This window comes from Comamonas granuli NBRC 101663 (genome assembly GCF_000739995.1).
GTDB lineage: Bacteria > Pseudomonadota > Gammaproteobacteria > Burkholderiales > Burkholderiaceae_C > Simplicispira > Simplicispira granuli.
Genome location: NZ_BBJX01000013.1, coordinates 1 through 20,106, shown reverse-complemented (window position 1 = coordinate 20,106; position 20,106 = coordinate 1). Strand labels below are relative to the sequence as shown.

19 protein-coding genes are annotated in these 20,106 nt (G+C 71.9%); 6 read left to right on the top strand and 13 right to left on the bottom strand.

Translation table 11 applies throughout. The features are described 5' to 3' along the window. Position 1: 1 nt before the first annotated feature. The gene (locus tag CGR01S_RS13000; RefSeq protein ID WP_042427903.1) at positions 2–967 is read right to left on the bottom strand and encodes a LysR substrate-binding domain-containing protein; all 966 of its coding nucleotides are present in this window, start codon (positions 965–967) and stop codon (positions 2–4) included. Between the two features lie 92 nt (positions 968–1,059). On the opposite strand from CGR01S_RS13000, the gene CGR01S_RS12995 reads away from it, so the two are divergent. Then, entirely contained in the window at positions 1,060–3,840 is a 2,781-nt protein-coding gene (locus CGR01S_RS12995) for a bifunctional diguanylate cyclase/phosphodiesterase (RefSeq protein WP_042427899.1), read from the top strand. Here CGR01S_RS12995 and recG read toward each other — a convergent pair. Beyond that, on the bottom strand, positions 3,830–5,923 hold the full coding sequence (gene recG, locus CGR01S_RS12990) for an ATP-dependent DNA helicase RecG (protein ID WP_042427895.1): 2,094 nt from the start codon (positions 5,921–5,923) through the stop codon (positions 3,830–3,832). The genes CGR01S_RS12995 and recG overlap by 11 nt on opposite strands. Positions 5,924–6,021: 98 nt before the next feature. Here recG and CGR01S_RS12985 point away from each other — a divergent pair, with 98 nt between their 5' ends. Both CGR01S_RS12985 and queA read left to right on the top strand, forming a co-directional pair. Further along, a complete protein-coding gene (locus CGR01S_RS12985; RefSeq protein ID WP_042427891.1) occupies positions 6,022–7,302 on the top strand; it encodes a cyclic di-GMP phosphodiesterase in 1,281 nt (426 codons plus the stop codon). 102 nt (positions 7,303–7,404) lie between these two features. After that, a complete protein-coding gene (gene queA / locus CGR01S_RS12980; protein WP_042427889.1) occupies positions 7,405–8,508 on the top strand; it encodes a tRNA preQ1(34) S-adenosylmethionine ribosyltransferase-isomerase QueA in 1,104 nt (367 codons plus the stop codon). Here queA and CGR01S_RS12975 read toward each other — a convergent pair. The 5 genes from CGR01S_RS12975 to CGR01S_RS12955 form a co-directional block, all read right to left on the bottom strand. Continuing rightward, on the bottom strand, positions 8,497–8,916 hold the full coding sequence (locus CGR01S_RS12975) for a CinA family protein (RefSeq protein ID WP_439644748.1): 420 nt from the start codon (positions 8,914–8,916) through the stop codon (positions 8,497–8,499). The two genes, queA and CGR01S_RS12975, sit on opposite strands and share 12 nt — an antisense overlap. Before the next feature lie 113 nt (positions 8,917–9,029). After that, entirely contained in the window at positions 9,030–9,551 is a 522-nt protein-coding gene (locus tag CGR01S_RS12970; protein WP_042427884.1) for a phosphatidylglycerophosphatase A family protein, read from the bottom strand. Beyond that, positions 9,551–10,027 (bottom strand): universal stress protein, encoded by a 477-nt coding sequence (locus CGR01S_RS12965; RefSeq protein ID WP_042427881.1) that lies wholly within the window; start codon positions 10,025–10,027, stop codon positions 9,551–9,553. The genes CGR01S_RS12970 and CGR01S_RS12965 overlap by 1 nt, the downstream gene beginning before the upstream one ends. A gap of 116 nt (positions 10,028–10,143) precedes the next feature. After that, on the bottom strand, positions 10,144–10,593 hold the full coding sequence (locus tag CGR01S_RS12960; protein WP_042427878.1) for a hypothetical protein: 450 nt from the start codon (positions 10,591–10,593) through the stop codon (positions 10,144–10,146). Positions 10,594–10,618: 25 nt separating this feature from the next. Further along, a complete protein-coding gene (locus tag CGR01S_RS12955; RefSeq protein ID WP_042427875.1) occupies positions 10,619–11,296 on the bottom strand; it encodes a Bax inhibitor-1/YccA family protein in 678 nt (225 codons plus the stop codon). 102 nt (positions 11,297–11,398) lie between these two features. On the opposite strand from CGR01S_RS12955, the gene CGR01S_RS12950 reads away from it, so the two are divergent. Further along, positions 11,399–12,295: a LysR family transcriptional regulator gene (locus CGR01S_RS12950; protein ID WP_042427873.1), complete on the top strand. Its 897-nt coding sequence runs from the start codon at positions 11,399–11,401 to the stop codon at positions 12,293–12,295. A gap of 14 nt (positions 12,296–12,309) precedes the next feature. Here CGR01S_RS12950 and thiL read toward each other — a convergent pair whose 3' ends face one another. The 5 genes from thiL to apaG form a co-directional block, all read right to left on the bottom strand. Continuing rightward, positions 12,310–13,293: a thiamine-phosphate kinase gene (gene thiL, locus CGR01S_RS12945; protein ID WP_042427871.1), complete on the bottom strand. Its 984-nt coding sequence runs from the start codon at positions 13,291–13,293 to the stop codon at positions 12,310–12,312. A gap of 15 nt (positions 13,294–13,308) precedes the next feature. After that, the gene (locus CGR01S_RS12940; protein WP_042427868.1) at positions 13,309–14,424 is read right to left on the bottom strand and encodes a YbdK family carboxylate-amine ligase; all 1,116 of its coding nucleotides are present in this window, start codon (positions 14,422–14,424) and stop codon (positions 13,309–13,311) included. Next, a complete protein-coding gene (locus CGR01S_RS12935; RefSeq protein WP_042427865.1) occupies positions 14,414–15,673 on the bottom strand; it encodes a cation:proton antiporter in 1,260 nt (419 codons plus the stop codon). The genes CGR01S_RS12940 and CGR01S_RS12935 overlap by 11 nt, the downstream gene beginning before the upstream one ends. Positions 15,674–15,825: 152 nt before the next feature. Further along, entirely contained in the window at positions 15,826–17,817 is a 1,992-nt protein-coding gene (gene tlpB, locus CGR01S_RS12930) for a transporter-like protein TlpB (RefSeq protein ID WP_042427862.1), read from the bottom strand. Then, positions 17,817–18,218: a Co2+/Mg2+ efflux facilitator ApaG/CorD gene (gene apaG / locus CGR01S_RS12925; RefSeq protein WP_042428230.1), complete on the bottom strand. Its 402-nt coding sequence runs from the start codon at positions 18,216–18,218 to the stop codon at positions 17,817–17,819. Before apaG ends, tlpB begins: the two co-directional genes overlap by 1 nt. A 30-nt stretch (positions 18,219–18,248) precedes the next feature. Here apaG and rpe point away from each other — a divergent pair, with 30 nt between their 5' ends. Both rpe and gph read left to right on the top strand, forming a co-directional pair. Then, a complete protein-coding gene (gene rpe, locus CGR01S_RS12920) occupies positions 18,249–18,929 on the top strand; it encodes a ribulose-phosphate 3-epimerase (protein WP_042427859.1) in 681 nt (226 codons plus the stop codon). Continuing rightward, positions 18,926–19,639, top strand: coding sequence for a phosphoglycolate phosphatase (gph, locus tag CGR01S_RS12915; protein ID WP_084690680.1), 714 nt, complete (start codon positions 18,926–18,928; stop codon positions 19,637–19,639). Before rpe ends, gph begins: the two co-directional genes overlap by 4 nt. Positions 19,640–19,670: 31 nt before the next feature. On the opposite strand, the gene CGR01S_RS12910 is transcribed toward gph, so the two are convergent. Continuing rightward, a partial coding sequence (locus tag CGR01S_RS12910) for a methyl-accepting chemotaxis protein (protein WP_042427856.1) occupies positions 19,671–20,106 on the bottom strand: 436 nt, incomplete at its 5' end.

The following is a 20,106-nucleotide window of genomic DNA, read 5'->3' as shown; positions in this document are numbered from 1 at the left end:
CTCAGCTCAGGCGCGTGACGCCGGGCAGCTCGCAGGCGTAGATGGCATTGCGCAGCGCGGCAATCGCCTCGTAGCGCGTGAAGCTGCGCCGCCAGGCGAGCACCACGCGGCGCGTGGGCGGGGCGCTGCCGTCGGACTCCTGGATGGGCAGGTAGCAGATGTGCGGCTCGTCGCTCTTGCGCCGGCGCGCCGTGCTCTGCAGCGCGTCGCGCGGCACGGCCAGGCGCGGCACCAGCGTCACGCCCATGCCCGCGGCCACCATGTGCTTGATGGTCTCCAGCGAGGAGCCCTCGAAGGTCTTGCGGATGCCCTCGGCATTGCTGGCAAAGCGCGCGAATTCGGGGCAGACCTCCAGCACATGGTCGCGAAAGCAGTGCCCGGCACCCAGCAGCAACATGTTCTCGCCCTTGAGCTCGTGCGCCGACACGCTCTTGTGCTGTGCCAGCGGGTGGTGACTGGGCAGCGCGGCCATGAAGGGCTCGTCGTACAGCGGCGCGATGGCCAGGCCCGTGTCGGGAAAGGGCTCGGCCAGGATGGCGCAGTCGATCTCGCCCGTGCGCAGCATCTCCAGCAGCTTGATGGTGAAGTTCTCCTGCAGCATCAGCGGCATCTGCGGCGTGCGCTTGATGGCCTGGCGCACCAGGTCGGGCAGCAGGTAGGGGCCGATGGTGTAGATCACCCCCAGCGTCAGCGCGCCGGCCAGCGGGTCCTTGCCGCGCTTGGCGATTTCCTTGATGGCGGCGGCCTGCTCCAGCACGCTTTGCGCCTGGCGCACGATCTCCTCGCCCAGCGGCGTGACGCTGACCTCGCTCGCGCTGCGCTCGAAGAGCTTGACGTCGAGCTCCTCCTCCAGCTTCTTGACGGCGACCGACAAGGTGGGCTGCGATACGTAGCAGGCCTCGGCCGCGCGGCCGAAGTGCTTCTCGCGTGCCACGGCCACGATGTATTTGAGTTCGGTGAGGGTCATGAGGATGGCAGTGTAAAGATTCCGGCGCGCCAGAGACCGGCGTCCCTGCCCCGGGTGCGGGCGCCCCGCATGCCTCTTATGATGCACCCACCATGGCTTTGCGTACACCCCGGTCCCTGCACCTGCGTTTGTGGGTGGTCATCGGCATGGCCTGCCTTCCGGTCTTCCTGATGGCCTTCTTCGACTACCGCGAACGGCGCCAGGACGCCATCGCGGCGCTGGAGAGCGAGGTCTCGCGCATGCTCGCGGCGGCGCGCCTGACCGAGGACGCCGCCCTGCGCAGCATGCGCCAGACCTTCCAGATCATGGCGCGCGCCGACAACCTGCAGTCGCTCGACCCCCAGGACTGCTCCGGCCTGGCGCAGCGCCTGCTGCAGTCCATGGAGGATTTCGCCAACCTCGGGGCGGCCCTGCCCGACGGCACGGTGTTCTGCAGCGCCCGCCCGGCGCCGGCCCCCGTCTCGGTGAGCGACCGCGCCTGGTTCCAGGACGCCCGGGCCGGCAACAGCATCACCTCGGGCGAATTCGTCACCGGGCGGATCTCCCGCAAGCCCGGCATGGTGTTCGGCTACCCGGTGCGCGCGGCCGACGGCACGCTCCAGGCGGTGCTGTTCGCCTCCATCCAGCTCGGCTGGTTCGACAAGCTGATCGCCGAGTTCCAGCTGCCCGAGGGCTGGAACGCCTTTTTGCTCAGCGATACCGGCACGGTGCTCTCCTACCACCCGGCGGCCAGCCGCCCGCCGGTCACGCAGCAGCCGGCGGCGGGGGCCGCGCCGTTCCTGCAGGCGCTGCGGGAGGGCCGGCGCATCGGCGAAATCGAGGGGCTGGACGGCAACCGCCGCATGTACGGCATCGGGACGCCGCACTTTTCCCGCACGCCGCTGCTCGTGGCCATCGGTGCGCCGCTGGACCGCACGGTGGCGCGCATCGACCAGGGGTTCTGGTGGCGCATCCTGCTGCTGGCCGGCATCGCGCTGGTGTCGGCGCTGGCGGCGCGCTACTACATCTATGGCCTGACCGAGACCTGGACACGCCAGATCACGGCCGCCATCGACAGCGTGGCCGCCGGCCGCCTGCAGACGCGCATCCGGCGCCTCTCGCGCGTGCGCGAGCTGCGCGCCGTCGAGCAGGGCATCAACCACATGGCCAGCGAGCTGCAAAAGCGCGACGTGGACCTGCGCCGCCTCTCCACCGCCGTGGAGCAAAGCCCCGAGGCCATCATCATCACCGACACCGAGGCGCGCATCCAGTACGTGAACGACGCCTTTCTGCGCTCCACGGGCTACACGCGCGCGGAGGTGCTGGGACGCAACCCGCGCATCCTCAACCGCGGCCTCACCCCGCCCGCCACCTACGCCGCCATGTGGGGGGCGCTCAAGGCGGGCAAGGTGTGGAGTGGCGAGCTCATCAACACCCGCAAGGACGGCAGCACCTATGTGGAGATGGCCACCATCGCCCCCATCTTCGACGGGGACGGCCAGGTCACGCACTATGTGTCCACCAAGGAGGACATCACGCAGCGCAAGCAGTCGGAGGCGCTGGTCCACCAGCTCGCCTACTACGACGCGCTCACCGGCCTGCCCAACCGCGCCCTGCTGCACGATCACCTGCAGCAGGCCGTCGCGGCCAGCGCGCAGGGCCCGTCCCAGGGCCTGCTGCTGCTGATCGACATCGACCGCTTCAAGCAGATCAACGACACGCGCGGGCACGCCACGGGCGACTGGCTGCTGCGCGAGATGGCGCGGCGCATCCAGGGCTGCACCGGCGCGGGCAGCACCGTGGCGCGCCTGGGCAGCAACACCTTCGGCATCATCGTGCCCGACATCGGCGGCGCCGCGGAACGGGCCCAGGCCATCGCCCGCAACGTGCACCAGGTGCTCGCCGCCCCCTACGACCTGGGGGATGCCCGGCGGCTCTACGCCACCACCAGCATGGGCATGGCCTTCTTCGGCGCCGGCACGCCCGCGCCCGACACCCTGCTCAAGCAGGCCGAGGTGGCGCTCTACCGCGCCAAGGACGAGGGCGGCAACGGCATGCTGTTCTTCGACGCGCCCATGCAGGCCGCCGTCGATGCGCGCGCCGCCCTGGAGATGGCGCTGCGCGACGCCATCGAGATCCAGGCCTTCCAGATGTTCTACCAGGTGCAGGTGGACCAGCACGGCGCCGTGGTGGGCGCCGAGGCGCTGATCCGCTGGATCGGCGCCGACGGCAAGCTGATTTCGCCCGCCGCGTTCATCCCGCTGGCCGAGGAGACCGGCCTGATCGTGCCCATGGGCCAGTGGGTGCTCGACACCGCGTGCCGCCAGCTCGCCCGCTGGCAAAGCCAGAGCGCCACGCGCCACCTGACGCTGGCGATCAACGTGAGCGCGCGGCAGTTCCACCAGGCCGATTTCGCAGCCCAGGTGCGCGCCGCCATCGAGCGCCACCGCATCGACGCCGGCGGACTCAAGCTGGAGCTGACCGAGAGCGCCATCCTGGACGACACCGAAACCACCATCGAGCGCATGCACCAGTTGCGCGGGCTGGGCATGCGCTTCGCGCTGGACGATTTCGGCACGGGCTACTCCTCGCTGTCCTACCTCAAGCGCCTGCCCTTCGACCAGATCAAGATCGACCAGTCCTTCATCCACGACATGCTGAGCGACAACACCAGCAACGCCATCGTGCGCGCCATCCTGGTGATGAGCGATGCGCTGGGGCTGGAGATCGTCGCCGAGGGCGTGGAGACGGCGGAGCACCGTGCCTTCCTCGTCGAGCACGGCTGCCAGTTCTGCCAGGGCTACCTGCTGGGCCGGCCCATGCCCATCGAGGCCTGGGAGGCGGCCCACCTGGCCACCCGCCCGCCCGCCGGCAACACCCCTCCTACGCCTTGAGGTAGTCGGCCTTGCCGCCGAGCCAGCGCGCCACATGCCGGGCGGCCAGCTCCGGGTGCTGCGCGAGCATCTGCGGCGCCAGCGCGCGGGCCCATTCGAGCAGCGGCGCGTCCGTGGCCAGGTCGGCAAAGCGCAAGAGCGCATCGCCCGACTGGCGCGCGCCCAGGAACTCGCCCGGCCCGCGGATCTCCAGGTCGCGCCGGGCGATCTCGAAGCCGTCGTTCGTCTCCAGCATGGCGCGCAGGCGCTCGCGCGCGGTCTCGCCCAGGCGGCCGCTGTCGTTCGTGGCATAGAGCAGCACGCAGGCCGAGGCGGCCGCGCCGCGCCCCACGCGCCCGCGCAACTGGTGCAGCTGCGACAGGCCGAAGCGCTCGGCATGCTCGATGACCATGAGCGAGGCGTTGGGCACATCCACGCCCACCTCGATCACCGTGGTGCTCACCAGCACGCCCATCTGCCCGCCGCTGAACTGCGCCATGACCGCCTTCTTCTCGGCCGCGGGCATGCGCGAGTGCAGCAGGCCCACCATCGCACCGGGCAGGGCCGCGCTGAGCTCGGCATGCGTGGCCGTGGCGTTGGACAGGTCCAGCGCCTCGCTCTCCTCGATCAGCGGGCACACCCAGTACACCTGCCGCCCGGCGGCCACCTGCGCGGCGATGCGCGCGATCACCTCGTCGCGCCGGCTGTCGGCGATCAGCTTGGTGACGATGGGCGTGCGCCCCGGCGGCAGCTCGTCGATCACCGAGACGTCCAGGTCGGCGTAGTAGCTCATGGCCAGGGTGCGCGGGATGGGCGTGGCGCTCATCATCAGCAGGTGCGGCTCCATGCCCTGCGCCTGCAGCTTGCGGCGCAGTTCCAGGCGCTGCGCCACGCCGAAGCGGTGCTGCTCGTCGATGATGGCCAGCGCCAGGTTTTGGAAGCGCACCTGCTCCTGGATCACGGCATGCGTGCCCACCACCAGCGCGGCCGCGCCGCTCTCCACCAGCGCCAGCATGGCGGCGCGCTCCTTCTTCTTCTGCCCGCCCGACAGCCAGGCCACGCGGCGGCCGCTGGCGGCCAGCAGCGGCTCCAACCAGCCGACCAGCTTGGCAAAGTGCTGCTCGGCCAGGATTTCCGTGGGCGCCATGAGCGCGCACTGCCAGCCCGCGTCCATGGCGCGGCAGGCCGCCAGCGCGGCCACCACGGTCTTGCCCGCGCCCACGTCGCCCTGCAGCAGGCGGTGCATGGGCACGGGGCGCGCGAGGTCGGCGGCGATCTCGCCGTCCACGCGCTGCTGCGCGGCCGTGAGGGCAAAGGGGAGCTGGGCGAGCAGTTGCGCATGCAGCGGGGCGGCCGGCGCAGCGTGCGGCGCGCGCAGCACCGGGGCGCGCAGGCGGCTGCGCGCCAGGCGCGACTGCTGCTGACTGAGCTGCTGGGCCAGCAGCTCCTCGGCCTTGAGGCGCTGCCAGGCCGGGTGGCTGTGGTCTTCGAGCGTGGCCAGGGCCACCTCGGGTGCCGGGTGGTGCAAAAACAATAGCGCCTCGCGCAGGCTGTACGGGCTCTGCGGGCCATTTTGACCCCAAACCCGCACCAGCGGCGGCGCGACCCCGGGCGGCAGGGTGTCGGACAGGTCGGCGCGCTGCAGCGCGGTGGCGATGGCGCGGCGCAGGTAGGGCTGGGGCAGGCTGGCGGTGCTGGGGTAGACCGGCGTGAGCGCCGTGGGCAGCGCGCCGTGGGCAGCGCGCACCGCCGGGTGCAGCATCTGCCGCCCCCAGAAGCCGCCCTTGACCTCGCCGCGGATGCGCAGGCGCGCGCCCACGGCCATGGTCTTGAGCTGCGAGGGGTAGAAGCTGAAGAAGCGCAGCTCGCAGGTGCCGGTGCCGTCGTCCACGTGCACCAGGAGCTGGCGGCGCGGGCGCAACTGCACCTCGCTGGCGGTGACCGTGGCCTCGATCTGCACCACCGCGCCGTCGCGCGCGCTCTGCAGGGGGGTGATGCGCGTCTCGTCCTCGTAGCGCAGCGGCAGGTGCAGGGCCAGGTCGATGTCGCGCGTCAGGCCCAGCTTGCGCAGGGCCTGCTGGGCGGGGCTGGGGGCGGCAGGCATCGGGAGTCGAAAGGAAGCGGCAGTGCGGACGGGGCGGAGCGAAAAAGACTACCATGGCGGGGAACTGTATTTTTTTGTATCCCCTTCGCTACCGCACCATGCTCAAGCGCATTCATGTGGAAGACCTGACCCTGGGCATGTACCTGCACGAGTTCTGCGGCTCGTGGATGGACCACCCCTTCTGGCGCACGAAGTTCGTGCTCAACGACCCCAAGGACCTCGAGCGCATCCGCGCCACCTCGGTGCGGGAGGTATGGATAGACACCGACCGCGGCAAGGACGTGGCGCGCGGCCGCCCCGCGCTCTCGCCCGAGGAGGTCGAGGAGCGCATCCAGACCGACTTCGGCCAGCTCGCCGACCTGCCCCCGTTCAAGGTGACCGAACCCGAGCAGCCCCCGCCGCCCCAGCGCGACCTGCGCCCCACCAGCACGCAGGCCGAGCTGCAGCGCGCGGCCAGGATCTGCAACCAGTCCAAGGTGGCCGTGATGTCCATGTTCCAGGAGGCGCGCATGGGCAAGGCCGTGGACGCCGAGGCGGCCTCCGGCCTGGTGCAGGACATCGCCGACTCGGTGGCGCGCAACCCGGGCGCGCTCATCAGCCTGGCGCGCCTGAAGACGGCCGACGAATACACCTACATGCACTCGGTGGCCGTGTGCGCCCTGATGGTGGCGCTGGCGCGCCAGATCGGCCTGAACGACACCCAGACGCGCACCGCCGGCCTGGCCGGGCTGCTGCACGACCTGGGCAAGGCCGCCATCCCGCTGGCCGTGCTCAACAAGCCGGGCAAGCTGACCGACGCGGAGTTCACGCTCGTCAAGAGCCACCCGCTCGAAGGCTGGAAGATGCTGCGCGAGGGCCAGGGCGCCGAGCCCGCCGTGCTCGACGCCTGCCTGCACCACCACGAGAAGATGGACGGCTCGGGCTACCCCGACCGCCTGGGCGCCGACAAGCTGAGCACCATCGCGCGCATGGCCGCCATCTGCGATGTCTACGACGCCATCACCTCCGACCGGCCCTACAAGCGCGGCTGGGACCCGGCCGAGTCCATCCGCCGCATGGCCGACTGGACGCGCGGCCATTTCGACCCGCGCCTGTTCCAGGCCTTCGTCAAGGGCATAGGCATCTATCCCGTGGGCTCGCTCGTGCGCCTGGAGTCCGGGCGCATCGGCGTGGTGCTGGAGCAGAACAGCGCCTCGCTCGTGACCCCCAAGGTGCGCGTGTTCTTCTCCACCAAGTCGGGCCTGCGCTTCCCGCCCGAGGCCATCAACCTGGCCGCGCCCGGCTGCAACGACCGCATCGTGGCGCGCGAAGACCCCGAGAAATGGCGCTTCCCCGACCTGCACACGCTCTGGAGCGGCATCGAAGGCCAGCCCTGGTGAGTGCCGCGGCCCGCGGTGGCCGCCGGCCCCGTGCGGGCGCACGCCTTTTGCCACAATGGCGCTCTTTGTTCTTGGAACGGGCCCGTCCGGCCCTCAAGCCCCATGCCCCACCCTGCCCCCGGCGCCGCGCGCGCCTACACGCTCAGCGACTTCGATTTTTCGCTGCCCCCTGAACTCATCGCCCAGCACCCCGCCGCCGAACGCAGCAGCGCCCGCCTGCTCGACGGCCGCGACCCCCAGCCTGCGGACCGCATCTTCCGCGAGCTGCCGCCACTGCTGCGCAGCGGCGACCTGCTCGTCTTCAACGACACGCGCGTGGTGCCGGCGCGCCTGTTCGGCGAGAAGGCCAGCGGCGGCAAGCTGGAGCTGCTGATCGAGCGCGTGCTCGCGGGCAACGAAGTCGTGGCCCACATGAAGGTGAGCAAGAAGCCCCTGCCCGGCGCCACGGTGCACCTGGCCGGCGGGCTGGGCGGCGGCGGCTTCGACGCCCGGCTGCTCGCGCGCTGGCCGGACGCCGACGGGCCGCTGTTTCGCTTTGCCCTGTACGGCCCGAAGGGCGAGAGCCCCTGGGAGCTGATGGAGCGGCACGGCCACCTGCCGCTGCCGCCCTACATCGAGCGCCAGCAGAACGCGGACCACGACCCCGACGCCGCCGCGGACGCCGAGCGCTACCAGACCGTGTTCGCACGCGCCCCCGGCGCCGTGGCCGCGCCCACGGCGGCCCTGCATTTCGACGCCGGCGTGCTCGCGCAACTGGCCGCGCTGGGCGTGCAGCAGGCCAGCGTGACGCTGCACGTGGGCGCGGGCACCTTCCAGCCCGTCAAGACCGAGAACCTGGCCGAGCACCGCATGCACAGCGAGTGGTACGAGATCCCGCCGGCCACGCTGGCCGCGCTGGAGCGCTGCCGCCAGCGCGGCGGGCGCGTGGTGGCCGTGGGCACGACCACGGTGCGCACGCTGGAATCCTGGGCGCGCAGCGGCGCCACCACGGGCGAGACCGACATCTTCATCACCCCGGGCTTTCGCTTCCAGGTCGTGGACCTGCTGGTGACCAACTTCCACCTGCCCAAGAGCACGCTGATGATGCTGGTGAGCGCCTTTGCCGGCTACGAGCACGTGATGGCGCTGTACCGGCACGCGGTGGCGCAGCGCTACCGCTTCTTCAGCTATGGCGACGCCATGCTGCTGGCGCGCTCAGCCGAGTAACGCGCCCAGCCGCTCCAGCGCGTGCGCCACCGTGGCCGCGCGCACGGCGGCGCGGCCGCCGGCAAAGTGCTGGCACTGGCTGTGCGTGCGCCCGTCCACGCACCAGGCGAACCACACCGTGCCCACGGGCTTGTCCGGGCTGCCGCCCCCGGGCCCGGCCACGCCCGTCACCGCCAGGCTGGCCTGGGCGGGCGAGCGCGCCAGCGCCCCCTCGGCCATGGCGCGCGCCACGGGCTCGCTCACGGCGCCGTGCCGCGCGATCAGGGCCGGGTCCACGCCCAGCAGCTCGGTCTTGGCGGCGTTGGAATAGCTCACGAAGCCGCGCTCGAACCATAGGCTGGAGCCCGCCAGGTGGGTGCAGGCCCCGGCGATCAGGCCGCCCGTGCAGCTCTCGGCCGCCGCCAGCATCTGGCCGCGCGCCTGCAGCCGCGCGGCAATATGCAGCAAAAGGGGCTCCAGCGCTTGTCCATCCAGCGCCAGTAGCTCCTGATTCGATAGCATACCAGGCGCAGCATCAGCGCTCATGCGAACCTCCACAGCGCAATCACCAGCAGCGTGCAAAAGGCGGCGACGAAGTCGTCGAACAAAATGCCCCAGCCGCCGCGCCAGCCCAGGCCCTTGAACAGGCCGTCGGCCCAGGCCACGGGGCCGGGCTTGGCCGCATCGAAGAAGCGAAACAGCGCAAAGGCCGCGCTCTGCCCCGCCCAGCCCATGGGCATGGCCAGCCACAGCACCAGCCAGAAGGCGACGATCTCGTCCCAGACGATGCTGCCCGGGTCGGCCACGCCCATGTGGCGCGCCGTGAGCGTGCAGGCCCACCAGCCCACGAGCGTGCTCGCGCCCAGGCACAGGCCCATGGCCAGCGGCGTGGGGAACCAGCGCTGCAGCACGCCGAAGGCCAGCCACGCCCACAGCGTGCCCACGGTGCCGGGCGCCACGGGCGAGAGGCCCGCGCCCGCGCCCAGCGCCAGGAAATGCGCCGGGTGCGCGAGCAGAAAGCGCACGCCCGGACGGGTGGGCGCGGGCGCGCCAGCGCCGGCCATCAGGCGCTGGCGGCCCGGGCGCCGCCCTTGGGGGGCCGGCGCACGAGCAGCACGGGCATGGCGGCGTAGCGCGCGATCTGCTCGGCGTCGCTGCCCAGCAGCATGCGCTCGATGCCGTGCTTGCCCTGCGTGCCCAGCACGATGAGCGAGGCGCCCCAGTCGCTGGCGTACTCGACCACCAGGCGCGCCACGCTGGCGTCACGCTGTTCGATCAGTTCGGCGTCGGTGGCTACGCCCGCGCCCGCCAGTTGCTCACGCGCCCGGGCGAGCAGGGCCTGCCCTTGCGCGCGCGCCTGGGCCAGGTCGGGGGCGGCGGGGGCATCGGGGCGCGGAAAGCCGCGCACCTGCCCAGCGGGGCCCACGATGTGCAGCAGGCGCACCTGCGCGCCGGTGAGCAGGGCGAGCTGGCTGGCTTCTTCCAGCGCGCGGTCGGAGGTGGGGCTGCCGTCGATGGGAACGAGGATGCGTGTGTACATGGCCGGTCGGTGCGGTGGTGGTTTTTCTCAGCCCGCCATTGTGCGCCAGCGCCCCGGGCCTGGCGCATGCCCCGGTGTGCCGGTGCAGTATCGGGGGCGCATCGCGCGCCCCGGCCTTACTGCGCCGCCGCGCGCGCGGCAGCCGCCTTGGCCTTGGCCTCGTCGGCCTTGCGCTGCAGCTCCTGGGCCTCTTTCTCGGCGGCCTGGGCCTCGGCCTGCTTGGCGGCCTGGGGGTCCTGGGGCGCGGCGCTGCCCGCCAGGGCATTGCCGGCCATGGTGCCGGCCACGGCGCCCACGGCGGCGGCGCCCATGGTGCCCATCAGGCCGGGGCCGCGGGCGGCGGGCGCTGCGGCCGGCGCCGGGGCGGCGGCAGGTGCGGCCGCGGCCGGTGCCTGCGGCGCGGCGGGCGGCACGGGCTTGGCCGGCGCCTGGCCGATGCGCGCCGGGGCCATGCTGCGCGCGCCGCCGCCCAGGCGCTTGGCGTGCGCGGGCGTGGACAGGGCGAAGGCCGCCATGCTCACGGCGATGACGGCGGCGGCCGTGCGGGGCAGGGAAACGGGGGTCATGGGGTACTCCTTGGCAAGAATGCGATCAGTCGTTGCCGCCGAGGCCGAACAGGCTCAGCAGGCTGGTGAACAGGTTGAACAGCGAGACGAACAGGCCCACGGTGGCGAGCACGTAGTTGGTCTCGCCGCCGTTCACGATGCGGCTGGTCTCGAACAGGATCAGCCCGGCCGAGAGCAGCGCGACCATGGCCGACACCGCCAGGCCCAGCGCAGGCATCTGGAAGAACATGGCGGCCAGCCCCGCGAGGATGGCGATCACCATGCCCGCGAACAAGAAGCCGCCCAGGAAGCTGAAGTCGCGGCGCGTGGCCAGCACCCAGCCCGAGAGCGCGAGGAAGGTCGCGCCCGTGGCGCCCAGGGCCAGCGCAATGGTCTGCGCGCCGCCCGGCAGCGCCAGTTGTGCGGCCAGCACCGGCCCCAGGGTGTAGCCCATGAAGCCGGTGAGGGCGAACACGCCCGCCACGGCCCAGCCGCTGTTCTGCTGCTTGTGGATGAAGAACAGCAGGCCGAAATAGCCCACCAGCGTGAGCAGCAGGCCCGGATGCGGCAGGCGCAGCGCGGCCGACAGACTGGCCACGGCGGCGCTCAGCAGCAGCGTGAGCGACAGCAGGGCGTAGGTATTGCGCAGCACGCGGTGCGTGGACAGCGTGGCAGCCAGGCCGGAGTGCGCGGCGTCCAGGCGGCGGATCGAAGGGGCGTTCATGGAACAGGTCTCCAGAAAAACAAGGAATGGAGCGAAGGTAAGGCCATTGATCTACAGAAAAAAGCAGATGAAATATGAATTTGACTTCGGTAATATCTGAATATGAACCATCCCCTGCCCTTCAATTACCGGCATCTGTACTACTTCTGGCGCGTGGCCCGCGAGGGCAGCATGTCGCGCGCGGCGGCGCGGCTGGACATGGCGGTGCAGACCGTCAGCGCCCAGGTGCGCGAGCTCGAGCGCGACCTGGGCTGCCAGTTGCTGCGCCCCGCGGGGCGCGGACTGGCCCTGACCGAGGCGGGCGTGGTGGCGCTGCGCCAGGCCGAGCAGATCTTTCCCCTGGGCGAGGCCCTACCCGAGCTGGTGCGCGCCCAGGCGCAGCAGCCTGCCGTGCGGCTGGTGGTGGGCATTGCCGACGGCCTGCCCAAGCCCGAGGTGCAGCGCCTGCTGCACCCGGTGCTGGAGGTGCCGGGCCTGCGCCTGGTCTGCCACGAGGGCGAAATGGCCGACCTGCTGGCCGACCTGGCGCTGCAGCGCCTGGATGTGGTGCTCGCTGACCACCCGGCGCCGTTCCGCCCGCACCTGCGCGTGCACAACCACCCGCTGGGCCGCGCGGCCATGGGCTGGTATGCGGCGCCCTGCTGGTGGGCGCAGGCGGCGCAGGACTTCCCGGCGGCGCTGCAGCAGGTGCCCGTGCTGCTGCCCACGGCGCACGCCACCGTGCGCGGCCAGCTCGACCAGTGGCTGGCCCACAAGGGCCTGCGCCCGCGCATCGTGGGCGAGTTCGAGGACAACGCCCTGCTGGAGGCCTTCGGCGCCTCCGGGCTGGGCGTGTTCCCCGGCGCCGTGGCCGCGCAGCAGGCCCTGGAGCAGCGCACCGGCGTGCGGCTGGTGGGCACCTGCGACGGCGTGGAGGAGCACTACTTCGCCATCAGCACCGAGCGGCGTGTGGCGCACCCGCTGGTGCTGCGGCTGCTGGAGGCCCGGTCGGCGGCCTGAACCGCGGCGCGCCTTCAGGCGAAGTGGTCGAAGGACGCAAAGCGCCCGGGCACGGCGCGCCCCTGGCCGTCGACCAGGCGCAGCCCGGGCTGCGCCTCGGTGCGGCCGATGCGCGCCACCGGCGTGCCGCAGCCCTGGGCGGCGGCCTGCACGGCGGCGCGCGCCGCGGCGGGGGCGGTGAACAGCAGCTCGTAGTCGTCCCCCCCGGCGAGCGTGCACTGGTGCAGAAATTCGGGGTCAAAATGGGTTCCAGCGCTTGCTGCTTGAGCGCCAATAGCTATCAATTCGATAGTCCTGGAGGTGTCGATGCAGGCCCCCACGCCCGAGGCCCGCAGGATGTGGCCCAGGTCGCCGAGCAGGCCGTCGCTCACATCCAGCGCGCTGCTGGCGATGCCGCGCAGCGCCTGTCCCAGGGCCACGCGCGGCGTGGGGCGCTCCAGGCGCTGGCGCGCCGCCTGCAGCAGTTGCGGGGGCAAGGCGGCCTGGCCCTGCAGGGCGCACAGCGCCGCGCGCGCATCGCCCAGGCTGCCGCTGACCCAGATGTCCTCGTCCGCGCGCGCGCCGCTGCGCAGCAGGGCCTGGCCCGCCGGCACTTCGCCCAGCACGGTGATGCAGATATTGAGCGGCCCGCGCGTGGTGTCGCCGCCCACGAGCGCGCAACCGTGCGCATCGGCCAGGCGCAGCAGGCCGCGCGCGAACGCGGCCAGCCAGGCATCGTCGGCCTGCGGCAGGGCCAGCGCCAGCGTGAAGGCCAGCGGGCGCGCGCCGCAGGCGGCCAGGTCGGACAGGTTCACCGCCAGCGCCTTGTGGCCCAGGGCCTCGGGGTCCACGTCGGGGAAGAAATGCCGCCCCTCGACCAGCATGTCGCTGGAGACGGCCAGGTGCATGCCCGGCCGCGGCGCGAGCAGTGCGCAGTCGTCGCCCACGCCCAGTACCGCCGCACCGCCGGGCGGCACGGGGCGCGTGAAATGGCGCGCAATGAGGTCGAATTCACCCATGGGTGTGCACCGCCTTCACCCGCGAAAGCGCAGCGCCGCCTGGCGGCTCACCTCGGCCAGGAGCTGCTCCTCGCGCTGGCAGCCGCGCAGCCAGCGTGCGTCGTTCTCGCCGGCCTGGGCGTCGCCCGCCAGCAGGTGCAGCGCGGCCGTGGCGCCATGCGCCTGGGCGTGCGGGGCGATCTGCTCGAGCGTGCGCAGCAGGTGCTCGCGCAGCGGCATGTGCTCGCCCGTGGCCGGGTCCACGTACACGGCCTCCAGGCCGAAGCGGCAGGCCTGGAAGCGGTTGTAGGTGTAGACTAGGTAGTCGTCCTCCGCGGGCTGGAAGGGCTGCTCGGCCAGGAACCAGGCGGCCAGCGACTGCACGAAGCCCGACAGCGCCGCTGCCTTCTCGATGGTGAGCGGCGTGTCGAACACGCGGATCTCTATGGTGCCGTACTCGGGCTTGGGGCGGATGTCCCAGTAGAAGTCCTTCATGCTCTTGACCACGCCGGTGCGCGTCATCTTGTCGAAGAACCGGCCGAAATCGTCCCAGGTGAGCACGAAGGGCGCGCGGCCCGACAGCGGGAAGGCAAACACCGAGTTGAGCCGCGCCGAGTCGAACTGCGTGTCGTGCCCCTGCACATAGGGGCTGGAGGCCGACAGCGCGATGCAGTGCGGGATATAGCGGCTCATGCGGTGCAGCATGAGCAGCGCGGCGTCGGCGTCGGGGCAGCCGATGTGCACGTGCTGGCCGAAGATGGTGAACTGCTTGGAGAGATAGCCGTAGAGCTGCGAGAGCTCCTGGAAGCGCGGCTTGTCGTAGATGCGCCGCTCGTGCCACTGCTGGAACGGGTGCGTGCCGCCGCCGGCCACGGCGATGTTGAGCTTGTCGGCGCAGCGCACCAGCGCGTCGCGGATCTGCGTGAGCTGCCCCAGCACCTCGCTGCTGCTGTGGCACACGCCGGTGGAGATTTCGATCATGCTGTTCGTCATCTCGGGCACCACGCTGCCGGGCAGGGGGATTTTGTGCATCAGGCGCAGCATGTCGGCCGCGTAGGGCGCCAGGTCGTAGTTGTGCGTGTTCACGAGCTGCAGTTCCAGCTCGACGCCCAGCGTCAGCGGCGCGGATTGGTGGAAGGCCTCAAGGCTCATGGTGTTCTCCTTCCTTGCGGATGCGCGCCAGCGGCGCCCAGGGTTTGGAGCTTTCGCCCGCACGGTAGACGGCCACGGTGGCGATGATGGCGCCCAGCACCTCCATGAGCAGGATGGCCGGCAGCGCCACGCGCGCGATCAGGTGCCCGGTGGAGGGCGAGGCCAGCGCGAACTGCGAGGCGATGAGCAGCGCGATGGCCGACATGGGCGTCATCGCGCAGCCCAGCCACAGCGCCTGCAGCCAGCTCGCGCCGCTGCCCACGTTGCCCAGGCCCACGCCCACGGCCTTGGCCAGCAGGCGCACGGCGATCAGGGCCAGCACCACGCCGGCCACGGGGGCGCTCCAGTCGGCCTGCGCGGCCACGGTGGAAACGAGCACGAACATCAGCATGGTCAGCAGCGCGGAGGCCGTGCCGAGCTGGCGCGGCCAGGCCCAGGGGCGCGGGTGCACCTGCTTGAGCAGCATGCCCGCCAGCAGCGCCGCCAGCGGCGCCGAACCGCCCATGTGCGTGGCCACCGCCGTGGCCGCGGCCACGAGCGCGAGCAGCAGCATGGCGGTGTTCTCGCTCGTCGGGCTCATGAAGCGCAGCGCCGCGCGCAGCACCAGCGCCAGCAGGGCCGCCACGGCGATGGAGACGCCCAGCACGACCAGCACCGGCGAGAGCGTATCGAGCAGGGTGACGCTGCTGCGGTTGATGAGCTCGGCGCGCGCGCTGCCCAGCGTGAGCGCGTACAGCGTGGAGAGGCTGGCCAGCACGATGGCGCGCTCGGTCACCGGCCCGGCGGCCTGCGTGTCGGCCACCACGCGCGTGAGCACTGCGGGCGAGGCGGCCAGCGCCACGATGGCCAGCGGCCCGGCGGCGCGCACCGGCACGTCCAGCCACAGCAGCACCCAGAACACGGCGAAATAGGTCAGCGCCGACTCGACCACGCTTTGCACCAGCACCATGGGGTTGTGGCGGAACCAGCGCAGCGGGATGCGCCCGCCGCACTCGAACAGCACCACGGCGATGCCCAGCTCCAGCAGGAACAGGCCTATGCCCTGCAGCGGCCAGACCGCGCCGCTGAAGCCCGCCAGGCCCGCCACCGTGCCCACCAGCGAATAGCCCACCACCTTGGGCAGGCCCACATGGCGCTGCAGCAGGTAGCCCGTGGCCGCGGCCACGGCCAGCAGCAGGGACCACTGCACCGTGGGCAGTCCGGCCGAGGGGCGCAGCCACTGCGCCCAGAAGTTCATCAGTTCATTCATGCGGTACGTCCTCTCCGTCGTTCGGGTAGAGCCCGGCAGGGCGGGCCGGAGGCTGCGGCGGGCGGGGCCTGCGCAGCGGCGGCCCCGGGGCGCAGGCCGCCCGGGCGATGACCTGAATGCGCGCCCCACCAGGCGGGGCGCGGCCGCGGCCATCAGGCGCGGCGGCGTTCAGGCAGAAAAAAGCTCCAGGGAGCGGTGCGCAAGCGCGCACGGATGGCAGTGTATATGCGTGAGCGCTCCACGCCGCTGACGTTCTGCGCGCGCAGCGCCAGGTGAAAGGCCAGGTAGAAGCTCACGGCCACGTTGAGCGCGCCGTTGAACGGGATCATGGCCACGGCCCACCAGAAGGCCCCCAGGTGCAGCGCGTCCCAGCCCAGCGTGGCGCTGGCCACGCCGATCTGGCCCGAGGAGAGCGTCACGTGGCGCGCATCCAGCCCCAGGCCGAAGAAGCCCGCGACGGCCGGCGTGAGCCCGAGCATGAAGCCCAGCGAGATATTGGCGGCAAAGCCGGAAATGTTCGCCCGCAGAAAGCGCGCCCAGCGCGCCGCGCGCGCCGCGCCCAGCCAGCGCGTGCTGCGCGGGTGGTAGCGCAGGGCCGAGTCCAGGCGCAGCAGCACGAAGGCGTTTTCCGCCCAGCCGGCGACGATGCTGGAGGCAAACAGCAGCACGCCGGTGTAGGCCGCGAACAGCAGCGAGGGCCCGAGCAGGTGCAGCGCATCGAGCACATGCCGGGCCTGGTCCGCGCCCAGGGGCGGCTGGCCCCACAGCGCGCCCCACAGCAGGGACAGCGCCAGCGCCGCCGGGAACACCACCAGCACGTTGCCCAGCACGGCGGCCACCTGCGAGCGCACCAGGTGCGTGACTTCGTCGACGAAGGACTCCACCGCCCCGGCGCGGCCCAGGTCCTTGAGCTTGGCGGCCATGGCCGGGGCCGTCATCGCGGGCTGCTTGGTCGCCACGGTGAAATGCAGCAACTGGATGAGCACGAAACTCAGCGCGTAGTTCATGCCGGCGGCAAACCCGCCCCAGAAGGCCGAGAGCGCCAGCGCGTACAGGCCGAACTTGATGAGCGTGGTGAAGGCCATCACCGCGCCGCCGCCCGCGGCCTGGCCCAGCATGCTGCGGTACTCGGCGGCCGTGCGCGTGATGTAGTGCTCGCCCGTCTCGGCGCTGCGCTCGGCCACCTTGGCCGCCAGCAGCGAGGTATTGGCCGCCAGCAGCACGCGCAGGCTGCGCCGCTCGCGCCCGACCTTGACCAGTTGCGCCAGCAACTGCGCCGCGCTGTGCGCCGGGGTGGGCGAGAGCACGCAGTCGAGCAGCGCGCGCACGCGCAGGATGCGCTCGCGCAACTGGCGCATGCGAAACACCAGGCCCACGGAGATGCCGTTGTCCGCGAAATGCGGGTACACCGAGTTGACCGCGGCGCGGCAGGCGTCGAGCCGCTCGCGCAGGCGCTGAGCGGCCGCGTCCAGCCGCTCGGGCGTGCGCAGGCCGTGCAGCACCTCCACGCGCAGGCTCTCCACGTCGCGGATCAGCGCATGGAAGGGCTGGGACTCGCGCGCCGCCTCGCTCATGCGCAGGCGCAGGTCGGGCGCAAAGCCGGTCGAGAGGATCTGCCCCGCGCAGTAGGTGATGGCGTCGAGCAGCGCGGTCTTCCAGGCCAGGCCCGTGCTGCCGGGCCCGGCGAGCAGGGGCACCAGGCGCTGCACCAGGTCCTCGGGCAGCGCGGCCAGCCACTGGGCATCGAACGCCGTGGGCAGCGCCAGGGCGAACAGCTCCGAGGCGTCGATGGTCTCGGGGCTGCCGGGCAGGAGCTTGCGGCGCAGGCGCTCACCGATCTCGCTGAACATGGCGTTGCGCGCGGCAAAGCCGAAGTCGGCCAGCAAGGTGGTGATGTCCACCGTCTCGGCCAGGGCCTGCCACCAGGCCTGCAGGCGCTGCTGCACCGCCGGGTGGGCCTGCACGGCATCGACGAAGGCGTGCACGCGCGCGCAGGCGGCCGGCACCGCATCGGCCGGGCCGCGCACCCAGGCGAGCAGGTCCAGCAGCCAGAGGTGGCGTTCGGCCAGGGGGGCGCTGGCGTCCAGGCGCGCGAGCAGCAGCTCCAGCTCCACCGGCACCGGGGCGTTCGCGCAAGCCGCCATCAATGCAGCACCCGCGGCGCGCCGGGCGCCCCGTCGGCAGCGGCCTCCAGCAGGAACAGGGCAATGGGCACCTCGAAGGGCGTGCCATCCGCGCCCACGCAGTGGTAGCTGCCGTGCATGGTGCCCGTGGGCGTGCGCAGCGGGCAGCCGCTGGTGTACTGGAACGACTCGCCGGGCTGCAGCAGGGGCTGGCGGCCCACCACGCCCAGGCCACGCACCTCCTGCGTATGGCCCTGCGCGTCGCTGATGACCCAGTGGCGCGCGACGAGCTGCGCCGCCTCCGCGCCCGTGTTGGTGACGGTGACGGTGTACGCGAAGCGGTAGATGCCTTGCCCGGGCGCGGACTCCTGCGGCAGGTACTGCGGCTGGACCTCGACGGTGAAAGCGTGCTTGGGACTCATGGCGCGCATGGTAACTGCGACAATTGCGCCATGAGCCCCACCTACCGCATTGCCCCTTCGATCCTGTCTGCCGACTTCGCCCGCCTGGGCGAGGAGGTGCGCAGCGTCATCGCCGCCGGTGCCGACTGGATCCATTTCGACGTGATGGACAACCATTACGTGCCCAACCTCACCTTCGGCCCCATGGTCTGCCAGGCCCTCAAGCCCCACGCGGTGACGCCCGCGGGCCAGGCCGTGCCCATCGACGTGCACCTCATGATCGAGCCCGTGGACGCGCTGGCCGCCGCCTTTGCCGACGCGGGGGCGGACTACATCAGCTTCCACCCCGACGCGAGCCGGCATGTGCACCGCAGCATCCAGGCCCTGCGCGCCAAGGGCGTGCGGCCCGGGCTGGTGTTCAACCCGGCCGAGCCGCTGGACGTGCTCGACTGGGTGATCGAGGACATCGACCTCATCCTCATCATGAGCGTGAACCCGGGCTTTGGCGGGCAGAGCTTCATCGACATGGCGCTGCGCAAGATCGAGGCCGTGCGCCGGCGCATCGACGCCTGCGGCAAGGACATCCGCCTGGAGGTGGACGGCGGCATCAAGCAGGACAACATCCGCCGCGTGGCCGACGCCGGGGCCGACACCTTCGTCGCGGGCAGCGCCATCTTCGGCAAGCCCGACTACCAGAGCGTGATCGGCGCCATGCGCGCGCAACTGGCGTGAACGCCCCGCTCCTGCTCGGCGCTGGCGCGCTGCGCGCGCGCCTGGACGCCGCCATCGTGGACCTCGATGGCACCCTGGTCGATACGCTGGGCGATTTCGCCGCCGCCCTGGGCGGCATGCTGCAGGACCTGGGCCTGCCCGGCATCGCCCCCGCCGCCGTCGCCCACCGGGTCGGCAAGGGCTCGGAGCATTTGCTGCGTTCAGTGCTTGAGCACGTTCTGGCCCAATCAGGGCAAGCGCCTGCAGCTACAGAAATCGAAGCGTTGTACCCCGCTGCCTGGGAGAGCTACCAACGCCACTACCGGCGCATCAACGGCACGCATGCGCGCGTCTACCCCGGGGCGGCAGAAGGGCTGGCGGCGCTGCGCGCGGCGGGCCTGCGCCTGGCCTGCCTGACCAACAAGCCGCGCGCCTTTGCCGAGCCGCTGCTGCAGGCCAAGGGCCTGGCGCCGCATTTCGAGCGGGTCTTCGGCGGCGACAGCTTCGCGCGCAAGAAGCCCGACCCGCTGCCCCTGCTGATGACCTGCGAGGCCCTGGGCACGCAGCCCGCACGCACGCTGATGGTGGGCGATTCGAGCAACGACGCCCAGGCCGCGCGCGCCGCCGGCTGCCCCGTGGTGCTGGTGACCTACGGCTACAACCACGGCCAGAGCGCGCGCAGCGTGGACGCCGACGCCTGGGTGGATTCGCTCGCCGCACTGGGGCGCTGACGCGCCGCCGCCCCGGGCCCGGCGCCGGCTCTCAGCGCAGCCGGCGCTGCGCGCCCTGCCCCGCCAGGGCCGCCGGGGCCGCCGCAGCCTGCACGGGCTCGGCGGCGGTGCGGTCCATGAGCGCGCGCGCCGCGGCGCTGCTGCCCGTGCCGGTGTGGAAGATGGACATGGTCTGCACGAGCTGCGCGGCCTGGTTGCGCAGGCTGCCCGCAGCAGCCGCGCTTTGCTCGACCAGCGCGGCGTTTTGCTGCGTGGCCTGGTCCATCTGCGTGATGGCCTCGCCCACCTGGGCCACGCCCGTGCTCTGCTCACTGCTGGCGGCGCTGATCTCGCCCACGATGTCGGCCACACGGCGGATGGCCTGCACCACCTCCTGCATGGTGGAGCCGGCGCGGTCCACCAGGGCCGAACCCGCCTCCACGCGCTCGGCGCTGGCGCCGATGAGCTGCTTGATCTCCTTGGCGGCA